This window comes from Pseudalkalibacillus hwajinpoensis (assembly GCF_039851965.1).
GTDB lineage: Bacteria > Bacillota > Bacilli > Bacillales > Guptibacillaceae > Guptibacillus > Guptibacillus hwajinpoensis_E.
Genome location: NZ_CP156674.1, coordinates 4,011,204 through 4,030,692 on the forward strand (window position 1 = coordinate 4,011,204; position 19,489 = coordinate 4,030,692).

Here is a 19,489-nt window from a genome sequence, read left to right on the forward strand (position 1 = left end):
ATAAAGGTAGAAATAATAATGTAAAGGGGAGAGGAAATGGAAGCAAAGCAAACAATTTATGTCAATGAGTTTACGAATGGCGTCCTGGATCCAGCTGAAAAAATGCTCGGTCCTCTAAAAGACGGCGGTCATATCGTAGCAAATACAGCACCTGGATGCTGGGGACCAATGATCACACCCTGTTTGCGAGGGGGACATGAGGTTACAAAACCTGTTTTTGTTGAAGGCGCCGAAGTTGGGGACGCCATTGCAATCCGAATCAAATCTATTCAAGTGACATCTATGGGAACGGCTTCTGGTAATGATCGTCCCGTGGATGGACGATTTATTGGAGACCCTTTTATTGCTGTGAAGTGCCCCGGTTGTGGGAACTCTATCCTGATGCCAAAATTGAAGGAATAGGGCCTGAAGCAATTCGCTGTGCAAGTTGTGGAGAGGATGTTACACCATTTGTGTTTACAAACGGTTATACGATGGCATTCGATTCCAATCGAACAGTTGGTGTAACCGTGGATGAAGCAGCGGCAAATCACATTGGTACGGAAGGAAGAGAGTTCATGGCAACTCCTGAAAACTCCGTCCAAAATCCAATTGTAACGTTTGCACCAACCGATCTTGTAGGTACAATGGCGAGACTACGTCCTTTTCTAGGACAACTTGGAACTACGCCATCTCGCGCCTTGCCTGACTCCCATAACGCTGGAGATTTCGGCCAATTTCTCATCGACGCCCCTCATGATTATGGCGTCACAAAGGAACAACTTGAAGAACGCACAGATGGTCATATGGATATTAATCGAGTGCGAGAAGGCGCCGTTTTGATCTGTCCTGTTAAAGTACCTGGCGGTGGCATCTATGTAGGAGATATGCATGCGATGCAGGGAAATGGTGAAGTTGCTGGACATACGACAGATGTAATAGGTATAGTCAATCTTCAGGCTAAGGTTATTAAAGACCTTACTTTGGACGGACCAATTATACTTCCTGTACCGGAGGATCTTCCATATCTTGCAAAGCCATTTACTGCAAAAGAAAAGCAGGCTGCCAAACAGGTTGCAGGATTATATGGCGTTTCGAAGCTTGAAGAATCTCTTCCTGTCTCATTTATCGGAACAGGAGCTACGTTAAATGACGCAACGGATAATGGATTACAGCGAGCGGCAGATACGCTTGGATTAACAGTTCCTGAAGTTATGAACCGTGCAACAATCACAGGCTCGATTGAGATCGGTAGACACCCGGGAGTTGTTACCGTAACATTCCTTGTTCCAACACATCTACTAGATGAATTGAGTTTAACTGATTTAATTAAGAACCACTATCAAGCTTTTACGGAATAAGCGGTTTGAAAACAACAGAGGCAGCTTATGAATAAGGAGCTGTCTGTTGTTCGTTAACTGCTATTGTGATTACGTACCTGATTCACGCGGGTAAAACCTTGTTTTACTCGCGTGAATTTGATAAATATAGGACTAATTGCACAAGCTATAAGTAAATAAATGTTTCTATTTAGTAAGATATGGGGAATTTAAGTAATGATCTATTATTTACTTTCACTTTAAAAATTTTCCAATAAAAGTAAATGATGCAACCATAAAAGTGAGGAATTCACCATGATTATTCAATTTGACCAGCTTCAATTCCATACTATACGTTCAATTTATGGGCCAATGGTCCAACAGATAAAGGCACTAACTTTTCATTCAAAAATGGCGGTGCCTTCCTCTATTTTTTTCTCTATTAAAGGTGAAAATCATGATGGTCATGAGTTCATTGAAGATGCGATTCAGAGAGGTGCAGCTGCAATTGTAGCTGAACGTGAAGACCTTGCCGCAAGTCTTTCCGAAACAAACCCGAGTTGCACAATCCTTTTGGTCGATGATGTTCGAAAAACAATGGCCTATTTTTCAAAGCACTTCTATCAAGCTGCTGATGAGAAGCTAAATACCATTGGTATAACTGGGACTAATGGCAAAACAACCGTTGCTGCTTATGTTCGCTCGTTGCTAACACTTCTTGGTATGCCTTCCAGCTCAATCGGCACAACAGGGATCTGGTCTTCAACAAAAAGGATTCCTTATAAGAAAAGTACCCCAACGACCCCTGAATCACTTGATCTTCACAAAATTTTCAAGGATCTCCATGAACACGGAGATCAAGCAGTGGCGATGGAGGTATCGTCGATTGCTCTTGATCAGAAGCGTGTTGAAGGCCTTCAATTTGATGTTGCTATACAAACGAATATTTCACCGGAGCATCTTGAATATCACCATACTTTTGACCATTATAAGAAATGCAAAATGAGACTTTTCAATCAAGCGAGAAGTGCTGTTGTGAATGTAGATGATGAAATGGGTCTTGATCTTGTAAGCAACTTTGATAATCGCATGGTCACATATAGCTTACAACCGGAAACGGAAGCTGACTTAAAAGCTATTGATCTTCAACTTTCCGGAAACGGAACATCGTTTACATTACTTACGAACGGACAGAAATTTGATGTTTTTGTCCCCGTTTTTGGGGATTATAATGTAGCAAATGTGCTCTCTGCAATGGGGACTGCCCTTTTACTTGGGTACACGCTTCCCGATGTAATTCAGGCATTAACACAGCTTGAAAGTCCAGAAGGCCGTTTCCAGGTTATTGCAGGTCCGTCTAATGAAACGATTATTCTTGACTATGCTCATACGCCAGTTGCGTTGACAAGGCTAGTTGATGAAGTTAAAAAGATCGAGCATCGAAAACTAATTGTGATGATCGCCGGCATTGGCATTCGTGATTTTGAGAAAATGCCGAAAATGGCAAAAGCCATTGAAGGACGAGCTGATGAAATCATCGTAACAGTCGACCATCCTGGTTATCATGATCCATCTATCATTGTAGACAAAGTGATGTCAGGATTTTCCGATCCGAATGTCCCTCACATTCATCGAACAAACACGAGAAGAGAGGGAGTACTGAAATCACTTGAGCTCGGCAGTCAAAATGACATTATCTTATTAACGAGCGGATGTATTAACGGCGCCCAAATCGTTAGAGGAAATGAAATTCCTCATTCGGACGAAGACCTTATTCAAATGTACTACCATATATCTTCCTGAGCCTTTCATGTAGAGGCTTTTTTCTTTGTAACTACCAATTTAAAAAGGTTGAAAAGAGAGGGAAGGTCACGTACACTTTAACTTTCGAGTGGAATAGAAAGGGCGTTATGTAGTGACGTGGGAGATATTAAATATAATCGGAACCATTGCTTTTGCAGCCAGTGGGGCGCTGGTTGCATTAGAAGAGGAATTTGATTTCCTTGGTGTCATCGTGCTTGGATTAGCAACAGCTTTTGGCGGCGGAATCATACGTAATTTATTAATTGGGGTACCTGTTGCTTCGATTTGGGAGCAGGATGTGCTTATTATGGTTGCAATAGGAACCATTCTTATCATTTTCGTTTTTCCAGCAACCTGGATCAACTATTACTGGGAGAAATGGGGAAGCTTTTTTGATGCCATAGGATTAGCGGCATTTGCTATTCAAGGAGCACTGTATGCTGAGGAGATGGGTCATCCCTTTATTGCAGCAATGGTTGCTGCAGCGATGACTGGTACTGGTGGCGGTATTATCCGTGATCTTCTTGCGAGAAGAAAACCGACTGTTCTCCAAAAGGAAGTTTATGCTGTTTGGGCGATGCTTGCTGGATTGCTTATCGGACTTGGCTATCCGCAAGAATTACCACCATTGATGCTATTATTTGTATCAATTGTCTTTCTTCGAATGCTTTCACTCCGGTTTAGTTGGAAATTGCCATATCGTAAACTTCATTAAAAGTCTTCACTATATTCAAAGCAAAAAGCAGCTAAAAAAAGCTGCTTTTTGCTTTGAATAGTTAATGTAACTTTCGTATGAAACTCACAATATCACAAGTAGCCACGAACTAATTTTAGGAATATGAGTCATCATCATGATGATTTGTGCTAAAATGCAAACGATAAGGAGTAGTGAAATCCTAATCCGATTGATTTTCACATTCCATTATGAGCGATATCAATTATTAGACTTCTGAAAGGAGATAACAACATGAGTGATAAACCTAATCGTAACCGTGATTTGCCAACAAGACTAAACGTACTCCTTGTTCTTACTTTCCTGCTTTTCATGATTCTTGTTTTTCGCCTTGCATTTATCTAGCTGTAAAAGATTAATCAAGGTCAGGATAATCACAATACTCAATAATGGTTCCTTCGGTATCAGCTGGATTGAGGTAGATAAGCCGACGGCCATGTTTATTAACACGACGCGTGTCTTCCATTGCGCGAATGTTTTGTCCTTCTAATTCTTCTAAAGCCTGATCAAGGTTTGGAACAACATAGGCTATATGGTGGACACCTTTCCCTTTTTGTTTCATAAAGCGCGCGATGGGTGACGTGGTGTTATTTGTAGGCATAAGCAATTCAATGCGACTCCCATTAAGGTCGATGACAGCAATCTCACTTTCTACACCTGTCGCTTCACTACGGTAACGATCAAAGAGCTCACCGCCCAATACCTCGGTATAAAACTGGATGCTTTCATTGAGGCGTCTGACCGCAATGCCGATATGATCTAACGTTTTCTTCATGGTGCATGCTCCTTTTGGATGTAATGGCCTTATTTTAGCATAATGAAAGATCACTTAAATAGGAAAGTCGCCTATCATTAGTTCGGGAAGGATAGATTTGAGCAAATACGTTATCTTCAGTAAAATGGAAAAAGAATCGAATTTGATGAAATTAGGTGTTAGAGATGAAATCAACTATTATTATTGGCTCAGGAATTCTTGGGGCTTCTACAGCCTACCACCTTGCAAAAGAAGGAGCAAAGGTGATCATTGTTGACAGACAGGAGCCAGGACAGGCAACGGAAGCAGCGGCGGGTATTGTCTGCCCATGGCTTTCGCAACGTCGAAACAAAGTCTGGTATCGACTTGCAAAGGCTGGTGCGAAGTATTATCCTGAATTGATTCAGCAATTAATGAACGATGGAGAAACCGAAACAGGATACAAAAAAGTTGGCGCAATTAGTCTTCACACAGATGAAACCAAGCTTGATAAAATGATTGAACGAGCTAAAAAGCGGAGAGAAGATGCGCCTGAAATTGGGGACATTACAAAATTAACGGTAGAAGAAACCCAGAAGTGTTTTCCGCCTCTCGGACTAGAATATCAGTCAGTGTTTGTAAGTGGTGCTGCAAGAGTGAACGGCTCAAGCTTACGAAAAGCACTTCTACAAGCAGCAGAAAAGCATGGAGCAAAGAGTCTCATTAGTAATGCTGAGCTTGTTTATACAGAGAATGAGGTAACAGGCGTAAAGGTTGGTAACGAGACGATCTCTGCAGACCAGGTCATTGTAACAGCAGGTGTATGGGGAAAGGATCTATTGACGCCACTTGGTCTCGAATTTAAAATAACTTCCCAAAAAGCTCAAATCGTCCATTTGGAGGTTCCTGATCAGGTAACAAATGAATGGCCATTAGTGATGCCTCCAAACGATCAGTATTTATTGAGCTTTGATGATGGACGAGTTGTTGTTGGTGCTACACATGAAAATGATGCTGGATTGGATAACAGAGTGACAGCTGGCGGCCTGTATGAAATTTTCAACAAAGCATTGACAGTCGCGCCTGGCCTTGCGAATAGCACAGTACTTGAAACAAAAGTAGGATTCCGTCCATTTACGCCTGGATTTCTCCCTGTATTTGGTTTTGTACCGGAAGTGAAGGGATTACTTGCCGCTAATGGCCTTGGAGCTTCCGGTCTAACGTCAGGTCCATACCTTGGCCGCGAGCTTGCCCACCTCGCGCTCGGCCGGGATACGGAATTAGATCCAGCGGAATACGACATTACAGCTGCAATAGAAAGAATGTAGTGAAAGCACAGCATTGGCTGTGCTTTTTTTACATAGGGAGGAAGAGCGGATGACGAGAACAGCAATTGTAACAGGTGCTAACTCGGGAATGGGACTTGCGACGACGGTGGCCCTCGCGAAGAAAGGCATACATGTGATCATGGCTTGCCGTAATACGTGCTCTTTCAGATGCTAAGGCGAAGAGCGGGAAGGATCACATCGAATTATTGATGCTCGATCTCGCTAACCTGCAAAATATCAGGTCATTTGATACAAATGTGAAAATGAAGGTAGACAGAGTTGATATATTAATTAACAATGCTGGGGTTGTGTCACTTAAAAGGCAGGAAACCTCTGAGGGTTTTGAAAAGCTTCTCGGGGTTAATCGCCTCGGTCACTTTCTCTTAACTAATCTGCTTCTCGATTGGATTGAGCGGTCTTCAGAAGGTAGGATTGTCGTCGTGTCATCTGGTGCCCATAAATGGGGTGAAATTCATAAAGAAGATCCTCATTTGCAGAAACGCTATAATGTCGCACGAGCCTATGGTCAATCTCTAAGCTAGCAAATCTTTTATTCGTAAGGGAACTGAATAAGCTTCTTCGGGGCACTACCATTAGCGTCAACGCGCTTCATCCTGGAGCTGTAGCTACAAACCTTGGTATTGATCGAGAAACAGGGTTTGGTAAAACAATTATGAAACTACTAACTCCCGTTTTTCAAACACCTGAACAGGGGGCAGCAACCGCTATCTATCTAGCTTCTAGTCCGGCATGTACGGGCGTAACGGATCAGTACTTTTACAAAAAGAAACCTGCAAGCATCTCCATAAGGGCGCTTGACGATGATACTGCAGCCTGGCTGTGGGAGTGGAGTGTTAAACAGGTTGGACTTAAGTGATCTTCTACTAGTAAGGAAGGAGATGGAATTGTCTTGTAGAAAAAGAATACAGAAGAGCTTGTAATCTTTTACTGTAGGAGTTGAATGAAATGAATCCTATTAAGAATGAAATAGGGACAGTATTTATTCCAGTCAAAGACATTAAAAAATCAAAGGCATGGTATTGTGATCTATTAAATCTTCCAGAAACAGACAACATTGTCGCAGGGCATTTATACGTGATGCCGATGAAAGGCACTGGTGTGGTCCTGGATAGTAAAATTTATTCTGAAGAAAGTGTGTATAAATGGCCAGCCTTTCATTTTGATACGAACGATATTGAAGCAGCATACTCCTATATGAAGGAGAAAGGTGTCGTTCTCACCACGGCCATTGAGAACGGTCACTGGTTTAATTTTAAAGATCCTGACGGCAATCTCCTTATGATTTGCCAGTAATGACCGTAAGGCGGCTGTTGAGATACGGCTGCTTTTTAAATAGTAAGAGTTATTCTGCAGGAGGGATCGTTGTGCTAAAGCTTTCAAGGGCGGTTGTTATTGTGATGCTAGTTACTGGATGTGCGGGCGGAAATGAAGGCTCTCAGGAAGCTCCAACGGAAGAAATGAATAAGGAGATTGACGTCGTTGTTGAAAATCTGAATGTACCCTGGGAGATTACTAAATCCGATAATACCTTTTACTTAACAGAACGAAGCGGCACAATTGTTGAGGTTGCAAACGGAAAGGTGACAAGACAACCAGTCGACCTCAGTTTTTCAGTTCATGATGAAGGGGAGGGTGGACTGCTTGGTATGCAATTACAGGATTTTTCAAGTTCCAGCACAGCCTTTATCTATCATACCTATCAAGAGCAAGGCGTTACGTTAAATCGCATTGTAAAAGTAAAGCTTGAAAATGGCGTGTGGAAAGAGACGGAGGAGTTGCTCAGTAACATCCCGGGAGCTCAATTTCATAATGGCGGACGGATTAAGCTCGGCCCTGATGGAAAACTATATATCACCACAGGAGATGCTGGACAACCGGAGCTAGCACAGGATGTGACGAGCCTTGCAGGGAAAATCCTTAGAATGAACGTTGATGGGACAGTGCCAGAGGATAATCCGTTCGAGCATTCATTTGTTTATTCCTTTGGACATCGAAACCCACAGGGACTGGCATGGGATAAAAATGGTCAGCTCTACAATTCAGAGCATGGGCAATCCGCTCATGATGAAATTAATGAAATTGAAGCGGGGAAAAATTACGGTTGGCCAGAAATCGAAGGAGATGAGGAAAAAGAAGGCATGGAAACCCCTCTCTATCATTCTGGAAACGATACGTGGGCACCATCTGGCATGCTTGTTTACGATGACCTATTATACGTAGCAGGACTTAGAGGCGAAGAAATAAGAACATTTAAGCTCGACGGAAGCGAAACGAAGAAATACGTTGATAGTATAGGTCGAATCAGGTCTCTCTATCAAGAAGAAAGCATGCTTTATGCGATTACGAACAATAGAGATGGTAGAGGCAATCCTGTTAAAGAAGATGATCGGATGGTGAAAATTGGGGTTGGAGAGTGAACAGTTGAGAAGAGCTGTCATTCATGGCTAAGGGGGAATACTATTAAAGTGGAGGAAATAGTATATTTTAATCATAAAGTTAGGGTGATAAGAGATGGGTAACTGGTTTCCAATACTTTACGATTCGGTCATGGCGCCTTTTGAGAAGTATAGGTTTCGTAAGATTAGAGAAAATCTTGTAACTAGGTCGCAAGGAAGAGTACTAGAAATTGGTTCAGGAACTGGAGTGAATTTCCCATTATATAATGGTGTACTACAGGTAGATGCTATTGAACCAAATCCTTTGATGAGAAAACAATCTCAAAGCAAATTGGAACAAGCAAAAGTCCCCATCTATGTTTATGGGGCAGAGGCTGAAAAATTACCTTTTGAAAATAATACATTTGATAGCGTTGTCGCTACTCTTGTATTTTGTACCATCCCTCACCCCGCTCAGGCTATTAAAGAAATACAACGTGTGTGTAAGCCAAATGCCTCTTTATTATTATTTGAGCATATCAAAATGCACCAACCTGTTTTAGGGAAAACTCAAGAGATCGTAACTCCGATATGGAAAAAAATATGTGATGGTTGTCATTTAAACCGGGATACATTGCAGTTACTTAACCAGTCAAACATGAGGATAAATAAAGTTGAATCCTATTTCAAAGGTTTATTTATAGTGATAGAAGCTTCTAACAAACAATAACTTGAGTTATTTGAAATGGTTTAGATTTAATAAGGGATAGTGAGAAATAAGATTCACTGTTTGCAATTAAGTATGAAGAATCAAATGAAATTAAGGTGAATTTAATAGGTGGGAACTGTAAATGACAAAACCAATTGTTACTCTTAAGGAATATAACCCTGAATGGAAACTACAATTTGAAGATGAAAAGAATAGAATAATTGGTGTTTTAAGAAAGAAAGTTATTGGGATTGAACACTTCGGGAGCACGTCTATCACGGGACTGGAAGCGAAGCCAATCATTGACATTCTGTTAGGTGTACAAGACTTTAGATGAAGCTGACATGTTTATTAGTCCGTTACGCAAAATTGAATATGAATACATTCCTAAACCCGAATTGAAAGATAGAAGGTTTTTCCGGAAGGGATCCTTTCATTTGTATATTTGTGAATATAAGGGTACACAGTGGGTTGAAAAAAACTTGTTTCGTGATTATCTTAGGTTACATCCAAAAGCAGCAGAAGAGTATGCACAATTAAAAAAAGAACTTATAGTGAAATATATCGAAAGACCTACATATACAAAGGGAAAAGAGCCTTTTATCAAAAGGATTATTGAAAAAGCTAAGATGGAAAGGAATCTTCATTGATGATACCACCAAAACATATTGTCTCAGCGGCATCTATAATCATAAATGAAAAGAATGAAGTTCTATTAATTAAAGGACCAAGGCGTGGATGGGAAATGCCTGGTGGACAGGTGGAAGAAGGAGAATCACTGAAAGACGCGGCAATAAGAGAAACAAAGGAAGAATGCGGCTTGGATATTGAGGTAACAAAATTCTGCGGTGTTTTTCAAAATGTCAGTAGATCAATATGCAATACACTATTTTTATGAAGACCAGTTGGAGGAAACCTAACTACAACCTCTGAAGCTTTAGAAGTGGGTTTCTTTCCAATTGAGCTTGCATTAAAAATGGTAACCTGGGGAAATTTCAAACAAAGAATTGAGTATTGCTTAAATGAAGAGTTTCAGCCGTTTTATGTAGAATTCTAGTTTTACTTAATTTACAGCACTATATCAAAGTATTAGGCATATGCACTGGCACATTCACTATGGAGAGTATTAGTAAGATATTAAACTAGGAGGACATATGGAACTACCATATCGTTTTCAACAGTCCGTGCGTTTCTACTTTAAAGCAGAAGGGGAAGCCTGGCTACAAAAGTTGCCGTCTTTAATTCAAAACTGTGAAGATAAATGGACTATGAAGATAAAAGAACCTTATTCGCTCTCCATCAATTACGTTGCACCCGCGGTAATGGAAGACAGAACTAAGCTAGTTTTGAAGCTATGTATACCGGGGGATGGCTTTCTTGATGAGGTGGAAGCTTTGAAATTATTAGGGGAAAAGGGAATTGTTCAACTGATCGATTCTGATAGAGATAATGGAATTATTATTCTTGAGAAACTATTACCCGGGCATACTCTCGCAGAAGTAAAGGATGATGAGGATGCCTGTCGGATAGCAGCTGATGTAATGAAAGATTTATCCGTTCGTGCACCTGCATATACTCGGATTCCTACAACCAAGGTAAGAGAAGAAGGACTTCAAAAAATGATAGATCAAAATCCAGAGGGTGTTGGCCCTATATCCCGGGCGACGTTAGAACGGGCATTAAGGATTTTCACATCCTTAAATCAAACAATTAAAAAACGCTTGCTTCTTCATGGGGATTTTCATCATTATAACGTTCTTGCCTCTGGACAGGGTAGGTGGACGGCGATTGATCCTAAAGGGTTAATCGGTGAGATGGAGTATGATTTGATACAGTTTATGCTTAATAAATTACCTGATCAGGGAGTTTATGGTGTAATCGAAAAGCGGGTGGAAATCTTCGTGAAAGAACTTGATCTAGATAAAAAAAGGTTACTTCTCTGGGGTTATTGTCATACGGTATTAGCCACCTCATGGACAGTTGAGGGCGAAACATTTGATGAGAGCTTTTATCAAGGGATTGAGATTTTTGAAAAGCTCTACATAGCTAATTTTGGTCCTTTGAAGGACACATTCATACAATAGTCAGGCACGCTGTCCCATAAGTGGCCCAAGCAGTCCGTTTGAACCCGTTGGTGGATTAAAGTTGAAGGTTAGTGTTAGTGTATAGAATAGTAAGTGGTTCTTAGCTAAATAAGGAGTGTTAGTTGTGGCTGAGATTAAAGAGTTGGAAAGTAGTAAATCAATGATGAAAAAAGCGTCTGAATTTTATAATGAAATCTGGAAATCTAACGATAGAATGGTAGAAGATCGATTTATCAAGCACACAGGATGAAAGGTTCATGTATTTAATGGATGGTGTTGGAAGGTTAACAAATTCTTTGTTCGAATGTTCCCTTCAATTTCATGGAAAATATAGTTATATCGTAGAATGTGAAACTTTTGATCGCTTCTTTCGTATTACAGTTAGATCAGGAGAGGGGTACTAAAATGAAAAAACATGCTATGCTCTTGTCGTTGATATTCCTTCTCTTCGTCGGAGGATGTTCGTTCCTTACTGATGTTAATAACACATTAACTTATGTAGATGAAGCTACAGAATACGCAAATGAAGCCAGTGCTTTTGCGAATGAAGCTCCGTCGCTAGCTGAACAGGCAATCAATGATCAGCAGGCACTTGAGGAATTCGAAACAAGACTGAAAGAAATGAAGCAGGATATTGAAGAATTTAATGAGCTTGAGGCTCCTGAAGTAGGGGCTGATCTCCATCAGCAAATTGTAAAAAATAACAACAAAGCTACAGATGCGATTGATCTTTTTTTAACTAATATCCAGGATGGACAGCTTGATCCATCCCTGCTTGAGAATACAGAAGCTTTTCAATCACTGAATGAGATTACAAGTATTATCAATGAGATTAAACAATTGAGGGAATAAAATTGTTTCCTAGAACCGAATGGCCCGCTTTATTAAAGCGGGTTTTCGTTTATTCTAAGTCTTTAGTTGCATCATATTGACAACTTCTGCTCTATCTAAGCTAGGAGGGTATTTTGGTGTAATAATCTTGCTTGTGCAATGTAAAAATCATATTCTATAATCTGTATTACTATTAAGGTGTTGATATATAACAGGAGAATACTTACAATTAAATGTAACCGCTTTAATCAGAAGGAGAGTTGATGGGATGAATGTACCGTTAGTATTGACTGATTTTCTAGACCGGGCTGTTGAGTTATATGGAGAGAAACCAGCTATTATCGATGAGGAGCGCGTCTTGACTTACAGGGAAATGAACGGACGTGTCAATCAACTTTCTCGGGGATTACAGGAACTAGGGGTGGAGAAAGGCGATAAAGTAGCTTATCTGGCCCCTAACACAGCAGAAATGCTTGAAGGGTTTTATGGCGTTTTTCAGATTGGTGCAATTATGACGCCATTAAACACCCGCCTGAAACCAGCGGACTACCAATTCATTCTAGAGCATAGTGGAAGCAAGGTTTTATTGGTTGACGAAGTGCTTTATCCTCTCGTGGAAGAGATTTTACCGGAAATCTCTCAACTAGAAAGTGTTATTATTCACGGTAAGGCTAATGAAGGATCTATCGCTTATGAGCCATGGCTTGCCTCTTTTTCAAGTGCCCAATTTGAGAGGGTTGAAATAGAAGAAACTGATATTGCGTCATTATTATATACAAGTGGCACAACTGGAGATCCAAAGGGTGTTTTACTCAGTCATCGTGCTAACTACCTTCATGCGTTGTCAGCTATGCACCATTTACGTGTTCATGACCAGGATACTTTGCTCCATGTTCTTCCGATGTTCCACGTCAATGGTTGGGGCTCTCCATTTTATTATACGGCAAATGGCGCGACACAGGTTATGTTACGAAAAATAGATCCAAAACTCATTTTTGAAAAAATAGAAAAGTATGGCGTAACGGTATTACATATGGCGCCAACAGTTCTTAATATGGTAATCGAAAGCTTTGAAAAAGAAAAGCCGACAATCAATCAAAATGTTCGCGTTGTGATTGCAGGATCTGCACCGCCATCTGCTTTCGTTAAAAAGGTAGAAGAGGATTTAAGATGGAAATTCATTCAGGTATATGGCATGACTGAAATATCGCCGTTGATTACCACATCGGAACTTAGGTCTATGGATCTCGAACGTCCTTCTGAAGAAAAGTATCGTCTCAAAGCAAAAGCGGGATATGCCATGATTGGAAGTAAAGTGAACGTTGTAGATGAACTGGGTGTAGAGGTACCCCATAATGGAAAAGCGATTGGTGAAATCATTACAAGAACGAACGGAGTGATGGAGGGGTATTATAAAATCCAGAAGCAACGAATGCAGCTATTCATAACGGCTGGCTTTATACTGGAGATATGGCAGTCGTGGATGAAAACGGTAATATTGAGATTGTTGATCGGAAAAAAGATGTGATTATTAGCGGAGGTGAGAATATATCCTCAATTGAAGTGGAAGGTGTTTTATATGAACACCCATCGATCCTGGAAGCTGCGGTGGTATCCATTCCGCACGAAAAATGGGGTGAAGTCCCTCATGCGGTAGTTGTCTTAAGAGAAGGTGAAACGTTACTTGAGGATGAACTTATAGCGTTTTGTCGTGAAAAAATGGCTCATTTTAAAGTGCCTAAAAGTGTTTCTTTTATCAATGAATTACCAAAAACCGCATCAGGTAAGATCCAAAAAGCTGTAATCCGTAAATCGTTCTGGAAGGACCAGGGGCGAATGGTTAACTAAGTTCTCACAATCGAAGTGTTCTAAAAAGGAGCAGATGTATAGCTTCTTCCTTGTAAATTGAAATGGGGTGATTGATTGACGGCAATTCATTAATCAAGCAATAGTGATTCCCAACTTATCTCAAAAATTCTTACAAGGAGAGTTGAAATGGTTAACGATCAATGTCCTTTTTGTCATCCGCAAATGGATTCAAAACAACACATTATATTTGAAAATGCTCCATGTTATTTCTTACAGCACGATAAAGAACAAGATGTGTTAGAAGGATCAGGGTTAATTGTCCCTAAAGAACATCATGGGAATGCGTTTGAGTTAACGATAGAAGAATGGAACGATACATATGCAGGAAAAGGATTTAGGTATTGGCTCAAGCAGTCAGATAATAGGAGAATAGAAAAAGGGGACAGATAAAGTATTACCCTATCTGTCCTCTTTAGTTTTGGTTTTGATCATGCCTTATTTGAAAATACCAAACGGTTTTCCCACAGGAAGGGTAACTTTACCGAAATGGGTGTTCAAAACGCTAGCAGCTGAGCCATAGAAGCTTAAGATAGCGATCATAAACTCTGCTACTGCAGCGAGCAAATGCATTCCTTCAGGTAGAATACCAAGTGTAGAGAATGTCAGACCTATAAATAAGAAATCAATAAAGACGAATATAAAAAATAGCACTTTATGAGTTTCCATCGCGCCAACAGTCATAAATAAGCTGAAGATTAAGTAGCCAATATACGCAATTCCTAATTGCTTTGGATCAACAGCGCTTGCTGCAGCTTGGCCGAACACACCGAATTGGATTAACCATGAAGTTCCAACACCGAGCCAGAATAGTCCAAATGCCCCGAAGGCCGTTGTTCCAAATGTATTGTTATGCTTTGCATCTAGAAAGCTAGCAAATAGCTGCGCAATTCCACCCAGAAAAATAGCCCATGGTAGAACGAAGGAAACTCCTTCTGTCCAACCGAGCTTTGCAGAAGATGCAACGAGTGTAACCATAGCTAGTCCGAATAATCCAATAGCTGAAGGATCGGCTGATACCATTTGCACCCGTTGTGTTGTTTGTGTGTTATTCATGTTGAGACCTCCTATTAAACATACTTGACTAATTTACATAAAAAAATGGATAGATGCAATAGCAAAAATTGAAGAGGGCACAGTGGATCTTGAAAGTGAATTTGCTACTAGCTTGTTGAGACTGGAAAGATAACGCTCTCATATAAGAATGGAAATAGAATAAAAGTTTCTAGTAGGTAAATGTTTTTTATAGAGGTTTTTGTGAAGTTTAACAGAATGATAAAGAAAGCTCTGAATTTTTCATCTTTCTGTACAATAAAGCTTTAACTCGCTAGAGATTGGAAGTACAATGGATAGATAGTATAGTAGCAACCTCTATGTGAGAGGTTACAGTTTTTTTAAGAATTTATTACTTTCAAGAGAGTAAGGAGTCCTGACAATGAGTAATGATCTAGAAATCGTGAAATGCACTAACCTGAAACCAAAACCAGAGAAGGATCAAATTCCTTTCGGAAGAACCTTCACAGATCACATGTTTATTATGGATTATGAAACAGATAAAGGGTGGTTTGAGCCGCGTATTATTCCTTATGAGCCAATTACGTTAGATCCTGCAGCTATGATTTTTCACTATGGACAAACTGTTTTTGAGGGATTAAAGGCGTATCGTTCAGGTGATCGAATATTGTTATTCCGTCCTGAGAAAAACTTCGAGCGTTTAAACCGATCAAGCGAGCGTTTAAGCATTCCACCGATTGATGAAGAAAGAGTGATGGAATACCTGAAAGAACTGGTTAGCCTTGAAAAAGATTGGGTTCCTTCAACACCAGGAACTTCACTTTATATTCGTCCATACATCATTGCGACAGAACCTAACCTTTCTGTCGCTCCATCTCATACGTATAAACTAATGATCATCCTTTCACCGGTTGGCTCATACTTTTCTGGAGGGTTAACACCAGTCAAAATAAGTGTGGAGGATAAATTCACTCGTGCAGTTAAAGGTGGAACGGGAATGGCCAAGACTGCCGGTAACTATTCTTCAGCTTATCAAGCGCAGGCAAAAGCATACAAAGATGGAAATGCTGATGTATTGTGGCTGGATGGGGTAGAGAAACGATTTATCGAGGAAGTTGGAAGCATGAACATTTTCTTCAAAATCAACGGAGAAGTGGTTACGCCTGCACTAAACGGCAGTATTTTGCAGGGGATTACTCGAATGTCAGTTATTGAATTACTGAAGAAATGGGACATCCCAGTTACGGAACGTAAAGTATCGATTGAAGAGCTCTACCAGTTATCTGAAAAAGGCTTGCTAGAAGAAGCGTTTGGTACAGGAACAGCTGCCGTTATTTCACCAGTTGGTGAATTAAACTGGCAGGGCAAGAAAATCGTGATCAACAACCACGAAATCGGAGAGCTTTCGCAGAAATTGTACGATACCATCACAGGCATTCAAACCGGAAAGCTTGAAGATCGATATGAGTGGACGATAGCAGTGAAGTAGTGATTTTAATTTGACAAAGAACCACCTCATACCTTGAGGTGGTTCTTTGTCATGGTTATAAGACTAGTTGATCTGAACTTGTCGATTTAAAGCTATGAATTGGTACCACAACTCGATGGTGGGAGAAATTTGTTCCTCATCATTCATTGAGGTCCAAAAAAATACAGGATACGGGTTTAAATCGAAGAATGTAGCTAGATTTGAGAGTCTCTGACTGTTTATAAGAAGCTTTGTCAACAGGCAGGAATTTACACATAGACGCATGGAATACTGTTAGAAAATCAACGGGGAGGAATGAAGATGACAAACAGTACAATGATGATTTCCAGGGTGGCTTCCATGTTGAATGTGTCCCGTCATACATTAAAATTATGGGAGGAGCAGTTTGCTCCATTTCTGACAATACCACGCGATGAGAATAATGCCCGTACGTATACAGTTGGCGACATTGAAGTGCTTCAATTAATTAAGAACTTGAAGGAGAGTCGTGCAGGAGATGATGTAATAACAAGTGCTCTTGAATTGCATATAAGAGAAACTCCTGACTTTCGAGAGCCAGCTATACCACAGAAAAGGGAAGGGGAAGAAGACATTCGTTTATCCTTATCTAAAATTGTATCGTTTGTAGAATCAGATGAGGTTAAGCAGTTACTAAAAATAGATGATACGGTGAAAAGGTTAGAAAAAGATATTGTTCATCAGGTCCATGAAATTGTGCATGAAGAAATTGCTACGGCATCGGACGCTCACGCGACGATCAACCAGATGGAACTTAATAACATTGGAAAGAAAATCGATGCGCTGGCTGATGTTTCAGTCGATGAGCGTGAATTGTACCAGTATGAAATTACGAAGGAGAGGAAAATTTCAGAAGATCATATGTCAGCGAGAGAGGAAAGACTGATGGCAATTGTCCAGGATCGATTTCGAGAGGAAAGTGCTAAAATACAAGACCCTAAATGGGGCGTATCAAAAATCAAAAATATTTTCGGTTTTGCCAAATAACAGATTGAGATAGAGAGGGAGAAATCTGAATGGGGGAAGATGAAATGGATCAAGTCAAAATGATGTTTTCCATACTCAGTCTCCTCGTCGCTGCTACATTCGCTGCTCTCTATATTTATATTTTTTCACTGCACACAGAAGTAAATGGTTCAAAAGTGAAGACTTCAGATCACGTTGTTTCCGCCGCTTCTTTTCCTACTGAATATGGTCACGTTGAAGATTTTGTCGCCGATTTCCATGCTTTTTATAACCGAACAACAGGCTATGGGATGATCGATCGAAAGCTTGATGTGGAAGCTCAAAAAATGCAGGCAGATGCTGCAGTTGCATATATTACGATTTTTCTTGATAAAGGGGTAGCACATGAAGACCTTGAGAAAGATTTGAAATCGATTAAGGAGCTCGCGAGTAGTGAGCCAAACACATTGGAAATTCGCACACTCCACAGGTATTTCCATGATCTCGATAAAGCGATGAATCACTATGACCATGAGGATACGTTTGGGGTGACTGAAACCTTTGGGGATGAATAGAATAGTGAAGAAAAAGAATAGTATGATTCTTTAAAAGCGATATCTTAGGTCTTAAATGACAGGATGTCGCTTTTTAGTTTTGAATCAAATAACTGGTTGTTGAAACAAAGAATTGAGATAGAAAAATAAAGAGGCTTCCGAGAATGATAGAGGAGGTTAAGTTTTAACTAGGGGAATTTCAAATAATATTTTTATCATTAGTTTTGCACTGAAGTTAAGAATGAAGGGGAGGCAGAAAATATAAAAGACTAGAAGTCACATGATTGGTGACTTCTAGTCTTTTATTTATTCGTCATAAAATTCATGATCTGTTTCAAACAAAAGATCTTCCTGGCAGGATAGGCAGTCATTGAAACAGCGATTAAAGTCGAAAGGAAATAATGCACGGCAAACATTTGAACAATAACGAGTACAGCTAGGAGCAGTTTCCCGTTCGCTTGTCTCAACATTTATCGAATTTTTTTGATTCAGATATAACCTTGGTTTCGCTGCGCTACGCCGTTTTCCCATGTACGACACCTCCTTCCTTAATAACGTATGTTCAAACCGAAGGACATGCTTATACGCTTATCCCTTTTTTATAATGTTTAAAGGACACCCCTGAGCAAATTCAATGAAATGATTGACTAATTTCCCTTTTTCTAGCAAGCTTAGAAACATAGTAATAAATACCTCTATTCTTAAGAGATACATAAGACCAACGAATCAGTACATTTCAACAATACATAGTATATTAGTTACCAGGTTTAGGTCTTTATAATATTCAAAAGGAGTTGGATTGAAAATTGCCCTCAACGAAAACATTAGTTATTTCAATTACTGCAATGGTTGTACTAATACTGGGTCTTGCCTACTGGTTTATTGCGGATTTGGATTCGAGTTTAAAAGAAGAAAAAGGGATTACTGAAACGTCGGCTGAGGAGTCAGATGAAGAAATTGATCCAGCTCGTTATATCGATGATGGAGAAAATTCCACTTTAGACAATGGAGTTCCTACAGAAACACACTTTATGGACACGCTTCATGGCATGACGCATCAAAAAGTTGTTGCTGATAAAAAATGGACTCTTGTTGAAATGACCGATGAGCGAATTAGCAATATGCTTGCAACACTGGCAAAGATAAAAGGCAAGAATGAATATGAAAACTATGACTTCTATTACGATACGTTGTTACAGTGGAGCAACGGAAACTTTCGAAACTCTGTTGAGGTGCACAATCGGATTTGGAGGATGCAAGGGGGAACGATTGGAAGGGCTGAAAGATTAATGACAACTGAAGAAGAGAAGGAGTTTGTGGCAGAAAACTTTTGATAAGCGGTGATTCACCGCTATTTTTTATTTGTTGATTTATGATTATTCTCACCAATTTGTTAAACTATAAATAGCTAATAAAATGATCATTGGAGGGTGAAGCAATGGAACATGATAAAGAGAATCACCAGTTTGAGAACAAGTTGATTCACGAAAAGTCACCCTATCTGTTGCAGCATGCTTATAACCCCGTCGAATGGTATCCATGGGGGGAAGAAGCATTTGCAAAAGCGAAACGCGAGAACAAACCTGTTCTTGTATCTATTGGGTATTCGACGTGTCATTGGTGTCATGTGAGTTGTTATACTGATGAATAGATTGATAGAAAGCAATAAAGGAAGGGAATTATCCCCT

19 protein-coding genes and 5 pseudogenes are annotated in these 19,489 nt (G+C 40.0%); 21 read left to right on the forward strand and 3 right to left on the reverse strand.

What is annotated here, in order from left to right; genetic code table 11:
• Positions 1-36 precede the first annotated feature (36 nt).
• The 3 genes and pseudogenes from ABFG93_RS20855 (at position 37) to ABFG93_RS20865 (ending at position 3,816) form a co-directional block, all read left to right on the forward strand.
• Positions 37-1,340 (forward strand): annotated as a pseudogene (locus ABFG93_RS20855) (acetamidase/formamidase family protein).
• A gap of 273 nt (positions 1,341-1,613) precedes the next feature.
• Complete coding sequence (locus ABFG93_RS20860; RefSeq protein WP_347549908.1) at positions 1,614-3,101, forward strand: UDP-N-acetylmuramoyl-L-alanyl-D-glutamate--2,6-diaminopimelate ligase; 1,488 nt, start codon at positions 1,614-1,616, stop codon at positions 3,099-3,101.
• Positions 3,102-3,213: 112 nt separating this feature from the next.
• Positions 3,214-3,816 (forward strand): trimeric intracellular cation channel family protein, encoded by a 603-nt coding sequence (locus ABFG93_RS20865; protein WP_347549909.1) that lies wholly within the window; start codon positions 3,214-3,216, stop codon positions 3,814-3,816.
• Between the two features lie 373 nt (positions 3,817-4,189).
• On the opposite strand, the gene ABFG93_RS20870 is transcribed toward ABFG93_RS20865, so the two are convergent.
• A complete protein-coding gene (locus tag ABFG93_RS20870; protein WP_347549910.1) occupies positions 4,190-4,609 on the reverse strand; it encodes a VOC family protein in 420 nt (139 codons plus the stop codon).
• A 164-nt stretch (positions 4,610-4,773) separates the two neighbouring features.
• On the opposite strand from ABFG93_RS20870, the gene ABFG93_RS20875 reads away from it, so the two are divergent.
• The 13 genes and pseudogenes from ABFG93_RS20875 to ABFG93_RS20935 all read left to right on the forward strand — a co-directional run bounded on the left by ABFG93_RS20875 (position 4,774) and on the right by ABFG93_RS20935 (position 14,174).
• Entirely contained in the window at positions 4,774-5,895 is a 1,122-nt protein-coding gene (locus ABFG93_RS20875) for an NAD(P)/FAD-dependent oxidoreductase (RefSeq protein WP_347549911.1), read from the forward strand.
• Between the two features lie 49 nt (positions 5,896-5,944).
• Positions 5,945-6,772 (forward strand): annotated as a pseudogene (locus ABFG93_RS20880) (SDR family oxidoreductase).
• Positions 6,773-6,861: 89 nt separating this feature from the next.
• Positions 6,862-7,209, forward strand: a complete 348-nt coding sequence (locus ABFG93_RS20885; protein ID WP_347549912.1) for a VOC family protein — start codon at positions 6,862-6,864, stop codon at positions 7,207-7,209.
• Positions 7,210-7,280: 71 nt separating this feature from the next.
• Positions 7,281-8,333 (forward strand): PQQ-dependent sugar dehydrogenase, encoded by a 1,053-nt coding sequence (locus ABFG93_RS20890; protein WP_347549913.1) that lies wholly within the window; start codon positions 7,281-7,283, stop codon positions 8,331-8,333.
• Between the two features lie 94 nt (positions 8,334-8,427).
• Positions 8,428-9,021: a class I SAM-dependent methyltransferase gene (locus ABFG93_RS20895; protein ID WP_347549914.1), complete on the forward strand. Its 594-nt coding sequence runs from the start codon at positions 8,428-8,430 to the stop codon at positions 9,019-9,021.
• A gap of 121 nt (positions 9,022-9,142) precedes the next feature.
• Positions 9,143-9,337, forward strand: coding sequence for a GrpB family protein (locus ABFG93_RS20900; RefSeq protein WP_347549915.1), 195 nt, complete (start codon positions 9,143-9,145; stop codon positions 9,335-9,337).
• Positions 9,338-9,344: 7 nt separating this feature from the next.
• Complete coding sequence (locus ABFG93_RS20905; RefSeq protein WP_347549916.1) at positions 9,345-9,650, forward strand: GrpB family protein; 306 nt, start codon at positions 9,345-9,347, stop codon at positions 9,648-9,650.
• Positions 9,650-10,057: pseudogene (locus ABFG93_RS20910) on the forward strand (NUDIX hydrolase). Before ABFG93_RS20905 ends, ABFG93_RS20910 begins: the two are co-directional and overlap by 1 nt.
• Positions 10,058-10,154: 97 nt before the next feature.
• Positions 10,155-11,084: an aminoglycoside phosphotransferase family protein gene (locus ABFG93_RS20915; protein WP_347549917.1), complete on the forward strand. Its 930-nt coding sequence runs from the start codon at positions 10,155-10,157 to the stop codon at positions 11,082-11,084.
• A 124-nt stretch (positions 11,085-11,208) separates the two neighbouring features.
• The gene (locus ABFG93_RS20920) at positions 11,209-11,334 is read left to right on the forward strand and encodes a hypothetical protein (RefSeq protein WP_347549918.1); all 126 of its coding nucleotides are present in this window, start codon (positions 11,209-11,211) and stop codon (positions 11,332-11,334) included.
• A 155-nt stretch (positions 11,335-11,489) separates the two neighbouring features.
• Positions 11,490-11,936 (forward strand): DUF6376 family protein, encoded by a 447-nt coding sequence (locus ABFG93_RS20925; RefSeq protein ID WP_347549919.1) that lies wholly within the window; start codon positions 11,490-11,492, stop codon positions 11,934-11,936.
• A gap of 247 nt (positions 11,937-12,183) precedes the next feature.
• A pseudogene (locus ABFG93_RS20930) lies at positions 12,184-13,763 on the forward strand (long-chain-fatty-acid--CoA ligase).
• Positions 13,764-13,910: 147 nt separating this feature from the next.
• Positions 13,911-14,174, forward strand: coding sequence for a hypothetical protein (locus ABFG93_RS20935; protein WP_347549920.1), 264 nt, complete (start codon positions 13,911-13,913; stop codon positions 14,172-14,174).
• A 45-nt stretch (positions 14,175-14,219) separates the two neighbouring features.
• On the opposite strand, the gene ABFG93_RS20940 is transcribed toward ABFG93_RS20935, so the two are convergent.
• Positions 14,220-14,837 (reverse strand): acetate uptake transporter, encoded by a 618-nt coding sequence (locus tag ABFG93_RS20940; protein WP_347549921.1) that lies wholly within the window; start codon positions 14,835-14,837, stop codon positions 14,220-14,222.
• A gap of 379 nt (positions 14,838-15,216) precedes the next feature.
• Here ABFG93_RS20940 and ABFG93_RS20945 point away from each other — a divergent pair, with 379 nt between their 5' ends.
• The 3 genes from ABFG93_RS20945 (at position 15,217) to ABFG93_RS20955 (ending at position 17,822) form a co-directional block, all read left to right on the forward strand.
• Complete coding sequence (locus ABFG93_RS20945; RefSeq protein WP_347549922.1) at positions 15,217-16,284, forward strand: branched-chain amino acid aminotransferase; 1,068 nt, start codon at positions 15,217-15,219, stop codon at positions 16,282-16,284.
• Between the two features lie 300 nt (positions 16,285-16,584).
• Complete coding sequence (locus ABFG93_RS20950; protein WP_347549923.1) at positions 16,585-17,289, forward strand: MerR family transcriptional regulator; 705 nt, start codon at positions 16,585-16,587, stop codon at positions 17,287-17,289.
• 29 nt (positions 17,290-17,318) lie between these two features.
• Positions 17,319-17,822 (forward strand): hypothetical protein, encoded by a 504-nt coding sequence (locus ABFG93_RS20955; protein ID WP_347549924.1) that lies wholly within the window; start codon positions 17,319-17,321, stop codon positions 17,820-17,822.
• A gap of 285 nt (positions 17,823-18,107) precedes the next feature.
• Here the strand turns inward: ABFG93_RS20955 and ABFG93_RS20960 are convergent, their stop codons facing one another.
• Complete coding sequence (locus ABFG93_RS20960) at positions 18,108-18,332, reverse strand: hypothetical protein (protein WP_347549925.1); 225 nt, start codon at positions 18,330-18,332, stop codon at positions 18,108-18,110.
• 275 nt (positions 18,333-18,607) lie between these two features.
• On the opposite strand from ABFG93_RS20960, the gene ABFG93_RS20965 reads away from it, so the two are divergent.
• Together ABFG93_RS20965 and ABFG93_RS20970 are read left to right on the forward strand one after the other, a co-directional pair.
• Positions 18,608-19,135, forward strand: coding sequence for a DUF6241 domain-containing protein (locus ABFG93_RS20965; protein ID WP_347549926.1), 528 nt, complete (start codon positions 18,608-18,610; stop codon positions 19,133-19,135).
• Positions 19,136-19,239: 104 nt separating this feature from the next.
• Positions 19,240-19,440 (forward strand): annotated as a pseudogene (locus tag ABFG93_RS20970) (DUF255 domain-containing protein); the annotation flags it as partial.
• Between the last annotated feature and the right edge of the window lie 49 nt (positions 19,441-19,489).